The sequence below is a fragment of the Nocardia vinacea genome, from assembly GCF_035920345.1.
GTDB classification, from domain to species: domain Bacteria; phylum Actinomycetota; class Actinomycetes; order Mycobacteriales; family Mycobacteriaceae; genus Nocardia; species Nocardia vinacea_A.
This window is the reverse complement of sequence record NZ_CP109149.1, coordinates 9,320,046-9,336,534: the sequence shown is the minus strand read 5'-3', so window position 1 is coordinate 9,336,534 and position 16,489 is coordinate 9,320,046. Positions and strand designations below refer to the sequence as shown.

Genomic DNA, 16,489 nt, shown 5'->3' with positions numbered 1-16,489 from the left:
GATGAATATGGAATCGGCTCTGCTTCCGGTCGACGAGGTAGCGGCCGCGGTGGACGGCTTCCTCGCCGCATCCCCGGCCACGCGCGCCTGGGATGTGGAGACCGCCTTCGACTGGTCGCTCGCCGATGCGGGCCGGCTCACCGAGGGGCAGCGTTCGGCGGTGCAGTTCGTCACCCTCATCGAGGACCATCTGCCCGGCTATTTCGATGTGTACCACCGCCATTTCCCGGTGGACGACACCGTGGATCGGACCACCTTCATCCACAACCGCGAGCTCTATCACTTCACCGTGCGGTGGGCGCTGGAGGAGGACACCCACGCCCGCGCTCTCGCTCGCTACCAGGAGGCCGCCGGAATCGCCGACCGCGGTTCTCTCCGTGCGGAATTGGCGGTCGAGGGCCAGCAGCCCTTCGATCTGCCCTACGACCATCCGGTGCAGTTTTTCGCCTACGCGCTCGTGCAGGAGAAGGCGACCCAGATGTACTACCAGCACCTGCGGGATGTGGTCGACGAACCGATTCTCGCGTCGGTGCTGGCCCGGTTATCTCGCGATGAGGCAAGGCATTTCAGCTTCATGGCCGATGTGGTCGGGCGGTATCTGCGGGTGCAGGGCGATGCGACAGTGGAACCGATCCGCGATGTGATCGCCAATTTCCGTATGCCACTGGCCGATACCATGCGCGGCTATTGGCGGTGGGCGCTGAAGATCGCCGATGTGGCCTCCTATGACCACACCGAGGCCTACGAGCATCTGGTGAAGGTAATCGACCGGACGGTGGATGCCAGATCCGACCGGCTCGACGAACTGGTTCGCTTCATCGGAGAGTGCAACGCGCTGGCCTGAATAAATAGCCCTGCCGCCAAATCCTCGGCGGCAGGGCTATTTATTTCACTGCTCCGGATTCAGCACCAGAATCGTGGTCGAACCATGTGCGATCAACTTGCCGTTCGCGTCCACGATCCGCCCCTCCGCCGTCGCGGTGCGTCGCCCGACGTGAATCGCATTGGCCTCACAGGTGAGTCGCGATCCGTCCAATGTCACCGACCGGATGAAATTCACCTTCAGCTCCAGCGTCGTATAGGCCACGCCGTCACCGAGTTTCGTGAATACCGCACTCCCCATCGCGGTATCCATGAGCGTCGCGATCACCCCGCCGTGCACCGTGAACATGGCGTTGATGGTGGCCGGATTGGGATCCAGATAGTACCGGGTGAAGCCGTCCCCAGCCGTCTCCAGCCGAATCCCAAGCGACGCGCCGACCCCCAGATTCTCCTGCAGCCCCCGCTCGAATACCGCCGTCAATTCCTCGACGCGAGTGCCGACGGTCCCATTGCTGTGAGTATCGATGCTGGTCATGGCCTCTTCCTCCCTGGCGAACAATGCCAGCCCATTCGACCAGCGCCCGGTGAATTCCACCTGGCCACAACCCACTGCATATCCACCTTCGATCGGCTGATCGAAATCAGAGGTCGGCGACCGCGCGCACCAATTCGGCGATCTGCTCGAAGTCCTCGTCCACGAACGGGCCGGGGCGGCCGAGTACGACGTGCTCGATGCCGACCTCGGCGAAGCGGGCGAATGAATCCGCCTGCTCCGCAACCGATTTGTCCGGATACCAGTACGCGACCATGGTCTTTTCGATGTTCTCGTACGGTCGTCCGACGGCTTCGCAATGTCCTTGCAGGACGCCGAGTTTGACTGCGACGGCGTCGACGGATTCACCGAAGAGATTGCAGGCGTCGGCGTATTGCGCGACCAGGCGCAAGGTCTTCCGCTCGCCTTGTCCGCCGATCATGATGGGCGGATGCGGGCGGGTCAGCGCGTTGGGGACGTTGAGCGGGCGTTCGAGGGTGTAATGCTGTCCGTGGAAAGGCTTTTCGGAGCCCGCCCACATCTGCTTCGCGATCCGCAGGGTTTCCTCCAGGCGCTCGTATCGCTCGGAGGTCGGTGGGAAGAACAGGCCGAGCCCCGCGGCTTCATCGGCATTCCAGGCCGCGCCGATGCCGAGCCAAGCGCGGCCACCGGAGAGCACATCGAGGGTCGTGACACTCTTGACCAGCAGACCGGGATCCCGATAGCTGACGGCGGTGACCAAAGCGCCGAACCGAATTCGCTCGGTCCGAGCCGCGATATACCCGAGCGCGGCGTAGGCCTCGAGCATGTCGTGTGCCGCCGGGCCGTTCGAACCGATCTGGAACAGGTGATCCATGACGAATACCGAGTCGAGCCCGGACTGATCGGCGGCGCGCACGATCCGGTCGACTCGCGGGCCGATCGCACCCGGTGAATCCGGCCAGGTGAAGTCGGCAAGGGAGATACTCAGTCGCATGAGCCGAGCCTGGCACGGCCGGCGCGCGCCGGGGAGGCACGGCCGGTCCTAGGACCGCAGCGGCGGGGAGGGTGGGAACTCGATGGGGAGTGCAGTGAGTGCCCGGTGGAACGGTCCCGGCCGCCAGGTCAGCTGATCGGGCGGCACCGCGAGGCGGATCTCGGGCAGCGCGTCGAGTAGTTGGTCGATGGCGTCCTGGGCGATCAGGTAGGCCATCGAATTCGCCGGGCACACGTGTGGTCCGGCGCCCCAGGCCAGATGGGAGCGATTGCCCGCGTACTTATTCGCGACGATCGCCGGATCGGTATTGCTGGCGGCGATGCTGATGACGACCGGCTGGTGGGCGGGTAGCCAGACATCGTCGATCAGGATCGGCTGGCGCGGAAAGGTGATGCAGAAGTTCGCCATCGGCGGATTGTTGAACAACACCTCGTCGAGCGCGTCCCTGGTCGACAGGCTCCCGCCGAGTACGCTGCCGCCGAACCGCTCGTCGGTGAGGATCAGCATCAGAGCATTGACGATCAGATTCTGCTGCGGTTCGATTCCCGCGCCGTACAGCGTGCCCAACTGGTGCACCATCTCGATATCGCTCAGCGCCGCCGGATGCCGCAGCATCCGGGTGGTGATGTCGTCGCCGGGCTCGATGCGTTTGAGCTGGGTCAATTCCAGCATCGCCCCGACGAGCAACTGGTTGCCGTGCTCGGCATCGATGCCCTCGAAGATCGCGGCCATACCGGTCGCGGCCTGCTGCGCGATATCGTCCGGGCACCCGAGCATGGCGTTGAGCACCGTGAAGGCGAGCGGAAACGCGTACTGGCGCACCAGATCGGCCGACCCGTCGCCGCAGAACGAATTGATCAGCGGAACAGCGAGTTTCGCCACCGTATCGTGCAAGTCGTACTGATCGACCTTCTCCAGGCCCGCGACATTGGTCTGCCGATACCTGGCATGCGCTTCACCGGCATTGCGCAAGGCATTCGGTCGCCACTGCATCATCGGCAGCACCGGGCAGTCGGCGGCCACGCTCTGCTGCCAGGTGCGCGGATCGGCCGGAAAATGATCCGGATCATTCATGATCCGCAAGGCCGTGTAATAGCCGACCACCAACGTGGCAGGCACCCCCGGCGCCAGATCCACCGGCACCAACGCCCCGTACCGCTCACGCATCTCCCGATACGCCCGATGCGGGTCCGCCGCGAACTCCGGCGTATACAACGCCACCCGCGGCCCATCCGTGTCGATCGGCGAAGTGAACGGTGCACGGCTGTGTGCCGAAGACGGAATCGTCATCGAGAAAACTCCAGGCGTTCGAACGTACAAGCCCCGTGAGCCTAAGCACCCCATCCACCCCGCCGCACCCCGAACGCGAATTACACCCACCCTGACCGCCGACAGGCTGGTCAGACGAGCACTATGCGCGTGGCGGCACCCGACGCTAGTCGGTAATCCTGCTTCGCATTGCCTCGACGATGGTGTCACCGAGGGCGGTGAGCGATCCGGCGGCCTCCAGTAGCGCGATACCTTCGGCGGTGAGCAGGCGAACTTCGGTGAAGCGCCGCGCGGCGGCCTCGGCTGCCGCTCCAGTCGTCACGGTGCGCTGGACGCGCCAGAAATCGGTGATGGCGAGGTGGGCGTAGGTGCTGTGCAGTAGGCCTTCGATCGGGCGTGGATGCGAAAAGCATGGTGGGTGGTAGCGCGGTTCGATATCGGCGCGGTCGTAGAGTTCGAAGGCATCCATCATCGCGCCGAGCTTGACGTGCTGGAATTCGTGCACCAGCAGTTCGGCGAGTGCTTGCGGATCCAGGTGCCGGGCAGCGATGCCCACCGCGCCGAATGCCAGTCTGGCCGAGGCGCTCCGGTTCGTCGAGCCATCCGGTCGCAGCGGCAATATCGTCCGCAGACCGGCACGCAGGCCGGGCAGATACGCGGGCAGATGCTCTTCTATGAATCCGAGAGCGCCCACGAAAGCCTGCTGCCACCGCTCGGCCTCGACATCACTCAACCGCCCGGTCGGATGAATTTCGCTCCCGAGATAAGGCAGCGCTCGATAGGGATCGGTATCCTCCAGCGTGACCGTCAAATCGCCATAGCTCAGCTTGCGCACCGGCTCGGCCAGTACGACGTCCCCGTCGCCGGTATCGATCCATACCAGCTCCGAGGCCCGCAACGCACCGAACATCGGCAAAGGTGCCACACCGTCGCGCACGGGCACCGGCATTCGCAGCTTCGCGCCTGCCAGCAGCGCGGCGCTCGCCGCCACCGCCTCCAAGTGGTAAACGTCCGCGGCGACGAACTCTGCGCGACTGATGTTTTCGAGCAATGCGGTCGCCCACACCCGGGTGTAGGGATGAGTGAGCACTGCCGCGACCGCGTCCGGTGCCGATGTGTCCAAGCCCACCAGCACATCCCAGGCGGCGGCGAAGCGCGCATCGTCGTGCGGGCCGAATCTGCCTACCGCCGCCAACAATTCACGCTGCACCGAGGCCTGGGCCTGCACCAGCCAACGCACCGTCTCCGCATCGCCGAACCCCGATGCCAGCTGGGCGAATTGATCCTCTGACAGACTGTGTGCGGACTCAATCGACGGCACGGCTGACCTTCATGCGCTCGTCGAAGGCGGCGCGGTGCGTTTCGGCGGCACGCACCGCAGCACTTTCCGCGGTGGGATCGACCGATTCGGCGAGCCACGGCCGCACCGTCGCACTCATGCCCGCAACGAACCGCTCCCCTAGCGGGGTCAGTGATCCGGATCCCTGGAGTTGGCGAATAGCTTCCGCGGTCATCATGCGCCACCGCACGAATTCCCGCTCCGATTCCTGGCGCTGCGCCCCCTCGGCCCGCGTGCGATGCACCCGCCAGAAATCGGTCACGCCGATATGGGCGTAGGTGCCTTGCAACAACCCCTCGATCGGACGCGGATCCGGTCGCCACGGCGCGTAATACCGCTGCGCCGTATCGGAGCGGTCGAACAATTCGAACATGTCGAGGATGGCGCCCATCTTCACGTGTTGGAATTCGTGGATAAGCGGAAGCGCGGCCGATACCAGCGCCCGTCGCAGCCCGATGCCGACCGCGCCGAAAGCCAGTCGCATGGAGGCGCTTCGGTCGTAGTTCTCATCCGGCTCCATCGGCATGACCGCACGCAAACCGGAGCGCAGACCGGGCGCGTAGACGGGCAGATATGCGTCGATGAAGTCGATACCCGCGGCGAAAGCGAGCTGCCAGCGGTGTGCCTCGGCATCGCTGAGCCGGTCGGCCGCATAGCTGTGGCCGATGCGATATGGGTCGGTGTCCTCGAGCGGGACGATCAGGTCGGTGGCGGTCAGCCGGCGCAATGGATGTACCAGATCCAGCCTGTCGATCGAGCCGGTATCGATCCAAACCTGTTCGTCCGCACCGGCTTTCAGTGCGCCGAAGGTTGGCAGTGGCGCGACCCCGCCGCGCACCGGCACCGGCAGCCGCAAATCCTTACCCGCGTGCAGCGCCGCACCCGCCGCGACCGCTTGCAGGTGATGGACATCCTCGGCCACCATCTCGCCCTTGCTTACCCCCTCCAGCAGGGCGGTGGCCCATACCCGGGTGTAGGGATGCGCCAGCACCGTAGCCACCGCGTCAGGCGCCGACGTGTCCAGTGAGACGAGCACATCCCAAGCTGCGGTGAATCTTTCGTCATCCTGTGGACCGAATCGGCCGACGGCAGACAATAATTCGCGCTGCAGCGAAGCCTGGGCCTGCGCCAACCAATTCACTGTGGCGGCATCACCGAAACCGGCTGCCAATTGGTCGAATTCGTCATCGGACAATCTGTGCGACTCGACGACGGCGTCATGTGCGGAGGTTTGTGCGCCGCCTCTCCCTGCTGCGGCTTCGGACTCGGCCACGTGATCGATCATCTCCTTCAGATCGGAGCAGTAGACAGAGGGGTTGTCGAATTCGGTGCCCGGCCGGTACCGGTGCGGATAGAACCCACCACCGCAGACCTGGACCACGTCACAGGATCGGCACGTGGCGCTGACGCCGTCGATGCCGTCACGACGCACCGTGATGCCAGGGAGCACGGCGGCCTCGTCGAGGCTGTTGTCCCACACGTTCAGTCCAGTCGCCGCAGCGCCTTCGAAGGCGGTCTTGAGCGAATCGACCTGCTCGAGCGTGCCGTCGGTTTCGATCACCAGCAGATCCACCGGATCGAGTCCGATGGCCTCGGCGGTGCTCGGACGACCGTACATGGCCGCCACCACCGATTCGAAGGTGCGCAGCGGTACCGGTCGACCGTCGGCATTCCAGGCGTCGAACATGGCGATGAGCCATTGCGCGTACTCGCCACCACCCCGCGCCGGAGTGTCCGGATCGCGCGGTATCCGCAAACCCGGCGGCTGATGCTCCCAATTCGAGTGCGGCAGCAGCAGATCCATGCGCGGCGGCTGCTGCTCCAGCAGCCCGCGATAGACGGCGATCGGATCGTTGGCAATATCCACCGTGCACAGCAGGCCGGAATACAGCGCGCGATACTGCGGCTGGCGCAACCGGTCGAGGCTCGCAATCACCTGGTCGTAACTGCTGCGTCCGTTGCGGTACAGCCGATGCCGGTCATTGGCGGCGCGATCGCCGTCCAGCGAAACACCAACCCGCACATTGTATTCGGTGAACAGGTCGAGGTAGGCCGCGCTGAGCAGGATCGCGTTGGTATGGATATGCAGATTCAGGCGGGCCACCGGAGCGACGGCCGCGTGCAGAGCGGCCAGGAATTCCCTGGTGCGGTCCACACCGAGCAGCAGCGGTTCGCCGCCGTGTAGCACGATGGCGACCTCGGGCAGCGCGTGCGCCGCCGCATGTTCGGCGATGCGGAACGCAATCCGGGTGGCCGTCTCCGGGGCCAGCCCCATCGGGCGACCACGCCAGGATTGGTCGACGTGCTCATACATATAGCAGTGATTGCACGCCAAATCGCACCGGCTATGCACCTTGATCACAAACTGACGAAAAGGAAGCGGTTTACGGTTCACGGGATAGCCGGTACGCCGAGCGGTATTCGGATCAGATGAGAGCGGAGCTGAACGAGATACCGGTGGTCGAGGAGTTGGCCAGATTCGCAAGCAGATCAGTCAGGCTCTGACCTGAAAGCTGCCCGAGCGGAGTGCCCCGCAGATCGGCCACAGCGGACACCACCGCGCGATTGTTCGACTTCATGATTAGTCCTCCTAACGAGCGAAACCCTTTGGCGCTCTTGCTGAATGCTACGCACAACGCCGCACACCAATTTCCCAAACTTGGGAGTCTGTCCGAACGGGGCACCGCCGAGCGGTGGCATTCGGCGAAATCGCAGCCAGCATGAATACCGTTGCGGTTCAGACGAATTCGACCGAATCGATGCGCCAGTCCCTGCCGGAGCGCTGCAGGGTCACCTTGGCGGTGAGGTCGATGCGGTCGACAACGGTGCCGTCGGGCGCCTTGACATCCTGGGTGATCATGGCCAGCCGATCGATCCGCTGATCGGTATCGGCGCCGTGCTCGGTACCCAGGATGAGCACAGTGGCCTCCACGGTGGAACGCGCACGCGCCCACTGATCCCACTGCACACCGGGTCCGCGTTCCGAGGTCGTGGTCGACGTCGCCGCGAACTGGTCGGTGAGCCAGGGTGTTGCCCGCCGGAATGCGTCGAGCCTGCTGGTATCGGCCCCCGGGCGCCAGGTGAACATGGTCTGCAGTCCGGAGGTGATCGTCTCGATCGCTGCCTTGTCGGCGGGTTTGTCATCGCTGCCGGACGGCGTCGAGGAACACGCGACGCACAGTGCCGCGGCGAGCGACGCGAGCAGGATGAATGCGTACCGCAGTTTGGACATGGCAACCTCTTCAGAAGTGCATGGCGTGGATGCGCCAGCCTTGTTCGGTCTGCACAACGGTTGCCCAGACCGTGATTTCGATGTTCTCGATCGGTTTCGCCGCGGCATCGGTGATGGCCTGCCCGATCAGCACTACACGATCGATGCGCGCGGGTTGATCCGCCGGATGTTCGTCGGTCGTGACCTGCACGGTGACCTCGACCTTCGCCTTGGCGTCCGCCCATGCCTTCCACTGGGTCTTCGCACCGCCGGAGGTGGTCTCGCGAGCGCGGGCGCCGAGTTGATCGGTGAGGTACGGGCGGGCGCGGGCGTAAGCGTCGTCGGGTGAGTTGTCGCTCTGCGGCCGCCAACCGAACATCGTCGAGAAGCCGTCGCGCAGAACGATATTCGGATCCGCGGTGTCAGCGGCACCGAGCGGGGCCGGAAGTGCGAGACCGCGCACCGTCGAACCGCAACCGCTGATCGACGCGATACCGAAGGCCGCGAACAGCAGGGCCAACAGGATTCGGCGAATGCTCATGACATGCTCCGTACCTTGGCATCGGCGGCGATGTCTGCCTCGGCAACCGTGCCGTCGGTGCTCGACGCGTGCACCATCCGGCCACCACCGATCGCGACACCGACGTGCCGCGGTGTTCCGTTCGAATTCCATTCGCTGAATACGAGATCACCCGGTTTCGCCTGATCGGTGGCTATCTCGTCGCCCTGTGCCCATTGCTGCTGGACGGTACGTGGCAGCGTGGTGCTGCCACTGGTCGCGACGTAGGTGACGTAGCTCGTCAGACCGGGTGAGTCGAAACCACCGAGCGTGGGGCCCTTGGTATTTCCGCCGCCCCAGGTGTATTCGGTGCCGAGATACTCCTTCGCCGCCTGTGCCGCCTTGGCCTCGCGATCGGACTGCTGATCCGGCGTCGCACCGAAGTCGGTCGCGGCGAATTGGCGTTCGAGATCCCTGATGGTGCGCACATAAGGCCGGGTCTGCGTGGTGTAATCACCGCCGGACGGCATACCGCCCGCGGCCTGGACCGCCCCGAAGCCCGCGTTGTACGCGGCCAACGCGAGATCGACCGCATCGCCCTGCAACGAGCCGCTGTTCACCCCGGCCGAGGTGTCCTTCCAGTTCTTGCACATGAAATGTGCCTGTGCCACAACGGAATCGGCAATGCTGTTGATATCGGCGACACCGTTGCTGTCGGCGTCGACCTTCCAGGTCTCCCAGGTACCGGGCATGAACTGCGCCGGTCCCCTGGCACCGGTGGACGACACCGGAGCATTCGCACCGTAGTTGAAGTTGTTCTCCGCCTCGAGTTGTCCGGCCAGCAGCGGCGCGGTGATACCGCTGTTCGGGCATTCGGCGGCACCCTTGACCAGCCACGGCACGAATTCCTGCGGCACCTTGCCCGGAGCTAGGCCGGTCCCGGGGCGCACGGCACAGTCGGCGATCGCATGTGCGATCTTCAACGCCGACTGCGACGCCGCGGGCGCGGCCTGCTCGAGCATCGGCGCGGGATCGACGGCTTTACCGCTGCCCAGCCGCAGGCCCTGCCACAGCTCGAAATGCAAATGGGCACCGGAGGATTGGCCATTGCTGCCGACATCGGCGATATGCTGCCCCGCCTTCACGATGTCACCTGTTCTGACGTGTAGACCGTTGTCGTACATATGCCCGTAGACGGTCGAGACCTGACCGCTGGATGTCGTCGAGTCGATGACGATCCAGTTCCCGAATCCGGTCGCCGGTCCGGCCGCCGAGACTTTCCCGTCCAGTGCCGCATAGATCGGGGTGCCCTCCCGCGCGGCGAGATCGATGCCGCGGTGGAATTCACCGCCGCGCTGACCGAATGGCGACGAAACCGTGTACTGCCCCTTGGCCATCGGGCCGGTGATCACCGCGCATGGCGACGATTGGGACAGATCGTCGGGAACCGTGCGTTCGGGCGCGGGCTGGTTGCGCGGCGGTGCCGGGATCTGCGGATCGGTGGTCGTCAGCACCACCGGGCGGTCGGTGGTTGTGGTCGTCGTGGTCGACGTGGTCGTGGTGACGATGGTTGAAATCGTCGAGGAGACACCGGATTCGACGTCCACGCACGGGGCGGCGGAAGTGGTGGCCGTTGTCGTGACCGTCGGGCACGCCGAAACTTTGGTTTCGCAGGGTCGACCGGTCGTCGTGGTCGAGGCCGTCGGTCCGGTCGTGCTGGGGCAGGTCGTGGTCGTTGTCGTCTGTCCAGTGCTGGTCGCGGTTCCGGACGAAGTCACCGTGGTGGCGGCAACCGTCGTTCGCAACGGCGCCGTCGTAGTCGTCGTCGTGGTCGTGGGCTCGACCCGAGTGGTCGACCCGGCAGCGGACGAAGCCACCGGCGGCGGCACAGTGGTTCCGGTTACCACCGTGACCGGAGCCGGATCGGGTGACGTGGTGACCGGCGCGGCACCGGCGTACCCGATTCGATTCCCGGACAGCAGCCCGCTCACCGCCAGCACGACGACCACGGCGGCGGTCGTCACAACGAGCAGCACCGACACCAGCCGACGATGCGGTTCACGGTTATTACGAATCGGTCCCATCCAGATGTCTCCACGCGATCGAATGCGGAATGGACAACAGCGTGGCCGCACGCCAACCGCACCGCACCTGCCCGAACCGACACCACGCGGCCGCCCCGGTCGTGAGCGCCGCGAACAATATCGGCCCCTACCTGCGCCGATGCCCTCGAATGCCGTGCCCGAACGGGCAACGACCTGCACGTTTAGTTCTTGATGAGTGCACGGTTAGAAGTCCGCGGATGCTCGAGTTCCAGGCATCGAGAGCACTCGAAGCCCAGTCCTCACGAGAGGTGCTCCGATGGAGAGAACCGCGGTCTATGTCGACGCGCGCGACCCGATCTCGCGCGCCGGTCTCATCGCCCAGTTGCGATCACGCACGGAGGTGCTGGTCGCCGACGATCCGACGCGGGCCGTTGTCGCACTGGTCGTCGCCGATACCGTCGACGAGTCCACCCTGCAGACGCTGCGGCGCCTGCAGCGCGGCAGCTGCCGCCCGGTACTCGTCGCATCCGATTTCGACGAACACGGATTGGCTGCGGCGGTCGAGGCCGGGATCGCGGGACTGGTGCGCCGACAGGACGCATCGGCCGAACGCCTGGCCCGTGCGGCATGTGCTGCGGCGCGCGGCGAAGGCACGGTGCCGCCCGATCTGCTCGGCCGGCTGCTCGATCAGGTCGGTCGGTTACAGCGCCAGGTGCTGCATCCGCGCGGACTCAGCCTGACCGGTCTTTCGCAGCGGGAGACCGAGATCCTGCGCCTGGTCGCCGAGGGCGATGACACGGCCGAGATCGCCGCCAAACTCTGCTATTCGCAGCGCACCATCAAGAATGCGCTGCACGACATCACCAGCCGCCTGCAGTTGCGCAACCGGTCCCATGCCGTGGCCTACGCGCTGCGCCAGGGCCTGATCTAAGGCTGGTGACACGGTGTTCGTCGAGGTGGACGAGGCACTGCGGACGCTGATCGGAGCCGACGCGGTCGATCGGAACGAGGTCGATGTGGTATTCGACGCGCCGACCAAAGACTGGGCCGCGCGGCGCAATTCGCCGACGGTCAATATGTTTCTCTACGACATCCGCGAGGATCTGCGGCGACGCCAGCGCGGCCTGATCAACGAGTACGACGACCGCGGCGTGGTGGTGAATCGGCACCAAGGTCCCCGGTATTTCAAACTCTCCTACTTGATCACGGCGTGGACCCAGCGGCCCGAGGATGAGCATCGACTGCTATCGGCGCTGCTGTCGTGTTTCCTGCGCCACGACCAGATTCCGCCCGACTCGCTGAACGGGACGCTGGCGGATATCGGCTTGCCGGTGGCATTGAATATCGCCTTGCCACCGCCGGAGGATCGCTCCTTCGCCGACGTCTGGTCGGCACTCGGCGGGGAGTTGAAACCGTCGCTGGATCTCGTTGTCACCGCACCCGCGGACGGAGGCCGACGGCTGCCTGCCGCGCCGCCCGCGACCGACGGTGTCACGGTCGGTATGCAGGACCGCGACGGTGCGACCGTCGACGCGCCACGTAAGGCGGTGTCGCGGTGAGCGCGTCGAGTCTGCGATATCTGTTGGCCCGCTTGGGAATTGTCGAGGCGAGAGTGCGTCGGGCAGTCGCGCAGCGTCGCGTCGGCGACCCGCAGCCGGACGACCCGTTTCGCGGTCTGTATCTCTCCGATGACGCGGTCGACCGGTTGCTGCGGACCCAACACGAGCCGGTCGGACCGGATCAACCAGAGTCACACGGCGTCATCGATGCCGATACCGCGGCCGCTGCGGCGCAGGCCGATGGCAAGGAGGTGCGGCTCGCGCGGGTGGTCGACGCGTTCGGACTCGATGCCCTCGATGTCGAAATCCTGCTCGTCGCACTGATACCGGATGTGGATGCCAGATTCGAATGGTTGTACGGCTATCTCAACGACGACGTGACCCGTCGCAGAGCGACTGTGGGCCTTGCCCTTTCGCTGTGCGGTGTGCCCGCCGCAGCGGCCGAGGGTCGCGCCAGATTCGCCGCGACCGCTGCGTTGGTGCGTGGGGGTCTGATCGCGGTCGATGACGCGGACCGCCCACTGCTATCACGGACGCTACGCGTACCGGACCGCGTTGTCGGATACCTCCTGGGCGATAACACACCTGAACCCGAACTGCGCCGAGCTATCTCGCCAGAACCGCCGTGCCCCGACACCGCGGATCCCCGACTGGTCGCGGCACTGCGCACCCGCGCGCCGCTGCTCTATTTGCGGGAACGCCCCGGCGGGGGTGGCGTCGCCGCCGCCGTCGCAGCCACGCGACACCACGACCGCGCCGTACTGATCATCGACCTGCGCCGGGTCGCCGAACATTCGGATCTGTTGTCCGCCGCGGTGCTGGAGGCGCGACTGACCGGCGCGGTGCTGATCGCGGCCGGTATCGATGTTTTCACCGAACGACCCGAAACCATCCGGCAGATCGCCGAGGCGTCGACCTGCGTCGTACTGGTCGGCACGGCGGTTTGGGATCCGGAATGGGTGACCCGGCAGCCGCTGACCTTCGATATCGAGCCGCCGAATGCCGAGGACCGCACCCGCATGTGGCGCAGCACCCTCGATGACCTACTGCCCGACGAACTCGACCCAGCGGGCGCGACCATGCAATTCGTGCTGACCCCCGAACAAGTCGCGCGGGCCGCCGCCGCAGCCGCCGCGTATGCCGAACTTTCCGGGCGGCCGGTCTCCGCGGCGGATCTGCGCCGCGGTGCCCGCGCTCAGAACGGCGCGGGCCTCGAGCACCTGGCCCGCCGGATCGAACCCGGCGTCGGCTGGTCGGATCTGGTGCTGCCCGCGCCGGTGCTCGACCAACTGCGCGAGGTGGCGTTGCGCGCCAGGCAGCGCGCGCTAGTGCTCGACGAGTGGCGGATGCGGCCGGGCGGCGGACGTGGCCGCGGCGTCACGGCGCTGTTCGCGGGCGACTCCGGCACCGGCAAGACGATGTCAGCGGAGGTGATCGCCGCGGATCTCGGACTCGACCTCTACACCGTGAATCTCGCGACGGTGGTCGACAAGTACATCGGCGAGACCGAGAAGAATCTGGAGCGCATCTTCGTCGCGGCGGCGGGTGTGAACGCGGTGCTGCTGTTCGACGAGGCGGATGCCCTGTTCGGCCGTCGCACCGAGGTCCGCGACTCACACGACCGATACGCGAATATCGAAAGCGCCTATCTGCTGCAGCGCTTGGAATCCTTCGACGGACTGGCCATTCTCGCGACGAATCTGCGGGCGAATCTGGACGACGCCTTCACTCGGCGCCTCGATGTCGTGGTGAATTACACGCTGCCCGACGAGAGCGCGCGGCGCAGCCTGTGGGAGCGCTGCATCGGCACCAGGATTCCCCGGGCCGCAGATCTCGACCTGGATTTCTGCGCCCGCGGTTTCGAATTGTCCGGCGGCAATATCCGCTCGGCCGTCGTCACCGCCGCCTATTCGGCCGCGGAGGCCGGAAGGGAACTACGCACCGCAGACCTCGTCACCGGTGTGCACCGGGAGTACCGCAAGCTCGGAAGACTCACCCTGGCAACGGAATTCGGCGAATACCACGAAGCTCTGCGCTAGTGCGGATTGCCCGATCGGGCAGTATTGGCTGCCCTTTCGCCGTCACGCCGGTCGACTGTCGGCGGCGTCGCTGCCGCGCATACTCGACTCACGTGACGGAAGGAGATCGGCCGTGCGCGAATGTTCGAACTGCGGACAGCCCAACTCCGAGAATGCCGAATTCTGCGTGAATCCGCAGTGCCGCACGTACCTGGGTTGGGCGACGACGGCGTTCTCGGATCCGGCGGCAAAGCCGCCGACCCCGACGCGCGCCGAGACGGTCGGGGTCTTCCCCGGGCCGCCTCGGCAACCGAACGGTCCGGCGACACCGTCGAGCCCACAGCGCTTCGGGGTCCGGGTGACCATGGACCCGACCGAGTTGAGCGTCGATCCGGGCGCGGCCGTGGTCAGCACGGTGACCGTGCACAACACCGGCACCCGGGTGGAGGAGTTCGAGCTCGGCGTCGCCGGTCCGCTGCGACCGTTCGCATATCTGGAACCCGCTGTGCTCAGCGTATATCCGGATGCGAAGGTCACCGCGGTGCTTCGGTTCGCACCACCACGCGATGCCGGGGTGCGGGCCGGGCGCGCGCCATTCGTGGTCGGCGCGCGATCGCGGGTAAACGCCAGGGTCGAGGACAAGGTCTCCGGCACGGTGACCATCGGCTCGTTCACCGAGTTGAAGGCGGCGCTGCAACCGGAATCCAGTCGCGGGCGCAAACCCGCGCGGCATACCGTGGTGGCCACGAATCTCGGTAATGTTCCGTTGGGCGTGCAGGTGGTGCTCGCCGACCGGGCCGGTGCGCTGACCTTCGAACCACCGCAGGCCATCACCACCCTCCCGCCGGGTGCGAGTGCCGAAACGTCGGTATTGGTGGGTGGATCACGAAAGTGGTTCGGCCGCACGGAATCTCATGCATTCACCGCTCAGGTGAGTCCGGCCGACGGCGCTCCCCCGATCGGGCTGAACGGTGTACGGAATCAGGTTCCGGTCTTCCCGTGGTGGGTGCCTACCGCGGTGGTGGTACTGCTCGCGCTGACGTTGGCCGTTGTCGCGCTGGTGCCCAAGCACAAGGACACGGTGCCGGGAACCACCGGCATGATCCAGCTCGCTGCCGAGCAGATCCTGGAGAACGCGGGCTATAAGCCGGTCATCGTGCAACGGGCCGACCCGAATGTGCCGCTGGGCCAGGTGATCGAGTCCAAACCGGTTGCGGGATATGAGTTGAAGCACGGTGAGCCGGTCCAGCTGTTCGTGTCGATCGGGCCGTGTGACGGCGGATGCCTGATCGAGGTCCCGAATGTGGAGGGGTTGAGGCGAGCCGATGCCGAGGCCGCGCTGAAAGCGGCGCAATTCGAGGTCGAGCGGTCCATCGAAGTGCCGGATCCGGCCATCGCCAAAGGGTTGGTGATCTCGAGCAGTCCCGCGGCGGGCGAAAAGAAGGAACCAGGCAGCAAGATCGTTCTCAAGGTATCGACCGGTCCGACGCCGACCACCACGGTGGCTCCACCGACCACGACCGGCGGTACGGGTGGCACCGACGGTAAGGAACAGGTCGAGGTACCCGATGTGATCGGAAAGTCGAAAGCCGAAGCAACCGAGAAGATTCAGGCCGTTGGTCTGACTGCCGACATCGCGGAACAGTCGAACGCCACCGTCGCCGCGGGCAAGGTCATCGCCACCGATCCCGCCGCGAAATCCGAGGTGGACAAGGGATCCGCGGTCAAGGTCACCGTTTCGAGCGGTCCAGCGCCTATCCCGATCCCCGATGTGACCAAGAAATCGAGGGCCGACGCACTCTCGGCTCTGACCGCGGCCGGGCTGAAGACCAAGGTGGTCGAACAGCCGGATACCAAGATCGCCGACGGTGCTGTGATATCGACCGACCCCGTCGCGAAGACCGCGGTCGCCAAGGACACGGTGGTCACCGTGACGGTATCGCAGGGACCGCCGTGCAAGTCAGGTTCCGTCTTCCGGCTCGCCAAACCTGACGACCACGTCTGTGTCACCCAAACGATCGCGGATCGCACCAAAACGGAGAACAGCCAAGCCGCTGCACGGGTCAGTGCTACCGACCACACCTATGGACCGGATACCTGCATCCAAGGCTATGTGTGGCGGGAGGCGGTGAAAGACGACCACGTCTGCGTGGTACCGCAATCCCGCACCGACGCCGCGACGGACAACGCAGCCGACAAGGATCGACACGCCAAGTGAG

15 protein-coding genes are annotated in these 16,489 nt (G+C 65.6%); 6 read left to right on the top strand and 9 right to left on the bottom strand.

The genetic code is table 11. The features are described from left to right. Window position 1: 1 nt before the first annotated feature. Complete coding sequence (locus OIE68_RS42325) at window positions 2–844, top strand: acyl-ACP desaturase (RefSeq protein ID WP_327096494.1); 843 nt, start codon at window positions 2–4, stop codon at window positions 842–844. A gap of 45 nt (window positions 845–889) precedes the next feature. Here OIE68_RS42325 and OIE68_RS42320 read toward each other — a convergent pair whose 3' ends face one another. The 9 genes from OIE68_RS42320 to OIE68_RS42280 form a co-directional block, all read right to left on the bottom strand. Next, window positions 890–1,357, bottom strand: a complete 468-nt coding sequence (locus OIE68_RS42320; protein ID WP_327096493.1) for a PaaI family thioesterase — start codon at window positions 1,355–1,357, stop codon at window positions 890–892. Window positions 1,358–1,463: 106 nt separating this feature from the next. Next, complete coding sequence (locus OIE68_RS42315; protein WP_327096492.1) at window positions 1,464–2,330, bottom strand: LLM class F420-dependent oxidoreductase; 867 nt, start codon at window positions 2,328–2,330, stop codon at window positions 1,464–1,466. 48 nt (window positions 2,331–2,378) lie between these two features. Then, the gene (locus tag OIE68_RS42310) at window positions 2,379–3,620 is read right to left on the bottom strand and encodes a cytochrome P450 (protein ID WP_327096491.1); all 1,242 of its coding nucleotides are present in this window, start codon (window positions 3,618–3,620) and stop codon (window positions 2,379–2,381) included. A 145-nt stretch (window positions 3,621–3,765) separates the two neighbouring features. Then, window positions 3,766–4,920 carry an aKG-HExxH-type peptide beta-hydroxylase gene (locus OIE68_RS42305; protein ID WP_327096490.1) on the bottom strand — a complete coding sequence of 385 codons (1,155 nt, stop codon included), beginning with the start codon at window positions 4,918–4,920 and terminating at the stop codon, window positions 3,766–3,768. Then, window positions 4,907–7,300 (bottom strand): FxsB family cyclophane-forming radical SAM/SPASM peptide maturase, encoded by a 2,394-nt coding sequence (locus OIE68_RS42300; protein ID WP_327096489.1) that lies wholly within the window; start codon window positions 7,298–7,300, stop codon window positions 4,907–4,909. The genes OIE68_RS42305 and OIE68_RS42300 overlap by 14 nt, the downstream gene beginning before the upstream one ends. Before the next feature lie 64 nt (window positions 7,301–7,364). Continuing rightward, window positions 7,365–7,517, bottom strand: a complete 153-nt coding sequence (locus OIE68_RS42295) for a hypothetical protein (protein WP_327096488.1) — start codon at window positions 7,515–7,517, stop codon at window positions 7,365–7,367. 158 nt (window positions 7,518–7,675) lie between these two features. After that, window positions 7,676–8,170, bottom strand: a complete 495-nt coding sequence (locus OIE68_RS42290; RefSeq protein ID WP_327096487.1) for a hypothetical protein — start codon at window positions 8,168–8,170, stop codon at window positions 7,676–7,678. A 10-nt stretch (window positions 8,171–8,180) separates the two neighbouring features. Continuing rightward, window positions 8,181–8,690, bottom strand: a complete 510-nt coding sequence (locus tag OIE68_RS42285) for a hypothetical protein (RefSeq protein WP_327096486.1) — start codon at window positions 8,688–8,690, stop codon at window positions 8,181–8,183. Continuing rightward, window positions 8,687–10,165, bottom strand: a complete 1,479-nt coding sequence (locus OIE68_RS42280; protein ID WP_327096485.1) for a peptidoglycan DD-metalloendopeptidase family protein — start codon at window positions 10,163–10,165, stop codon at window positions 8,687–8,689. The genes OIE68_RS42285 and OIE68_RS42280 overlap by 4 nt, the downstream gene beginning before the upstream one ends. On the opposite strand from OIE68_RS42280, the gene OIE68_RS42275 reads away from it, so the two are divergent. The 5 genes from OIE68_RS42275 to OIE68_RS42255 all read left to right on the top strand — a co-directional run bounded on the left by OIE68_RS42275 (window position 10,149) and on the right by OIE68_RS42255 (window position 16,488). Further along, window positions 10,149–10,925 carry a hypothetical protein gene (locus OIE68_RS42275; RefSeq protein ID WP_327096484.1) on the top strand — a complete coding sequence of 259 codons (777 nt, stop codon included), beginning with the start codon at window positions 10,149–10,151 and terminating at the stop codon, window positions 10,923–10,925. The two genes, OIE68_RS42280 and OIE68_RS42275, sit on opposite strands and share 17 nt — an antisense overlap. An 84-nt stretch (window positions 10,926–11,009) precedes the next feature. Further along, on the top strand, window positions 11,010–11,624 hold the full coding sequence (locus tag OIE68_RS42270) for a helix-turn-helix transcriptional regulator (RefSeq protein ID WP_327096483.1): 615 nt from the start codon (window positions 11,010–11,012) through the stop codon (window positions 11,622–11,624). Window positions 11,625–11,637: 13 nt separating this feature from the next. Continuing rightward, entirely contained in the window at window positions 11,638–12,252 is a 615-nt protein-coding gene (locus tag OIE68_RS42265) for a DUF4255 domain-containing protein (RefSeq protein WP_327096481.1), read from the top strand. Next, the gene (locus OIE68_RS42260) at window positions 12,249–14,291 is read left to right on the top strand and encodes an ATP-binding protein (protein ID WP_327096480.1); all 2,043 of its coding nucleotides are present in this window, start codon (window positions 12,249–12,251) and stop codon (window positions 14,289–14,291) included. The genes OIE68_RS42265 and OIE68_RS42260 overlap by 4 nt, the downstream gene beginning before the upstream one ends. Before the next feature lie 112 nt (window positions 14,292–14,403). Next, window positions 14,404–16,488 carry a PASTA domain-containing protein gene (locus OIE68_RS42255; protein WP_327096479.1) on the top strand — a complete coding sequence of 695 codons (2,085 nt, stop codon included), beginning with the start codon at window positions 14,404–14,406 and terminating at the stop codon, window positions 16,486–16,488. Window position 16,489: the final 1 nt, after the last annotated feature.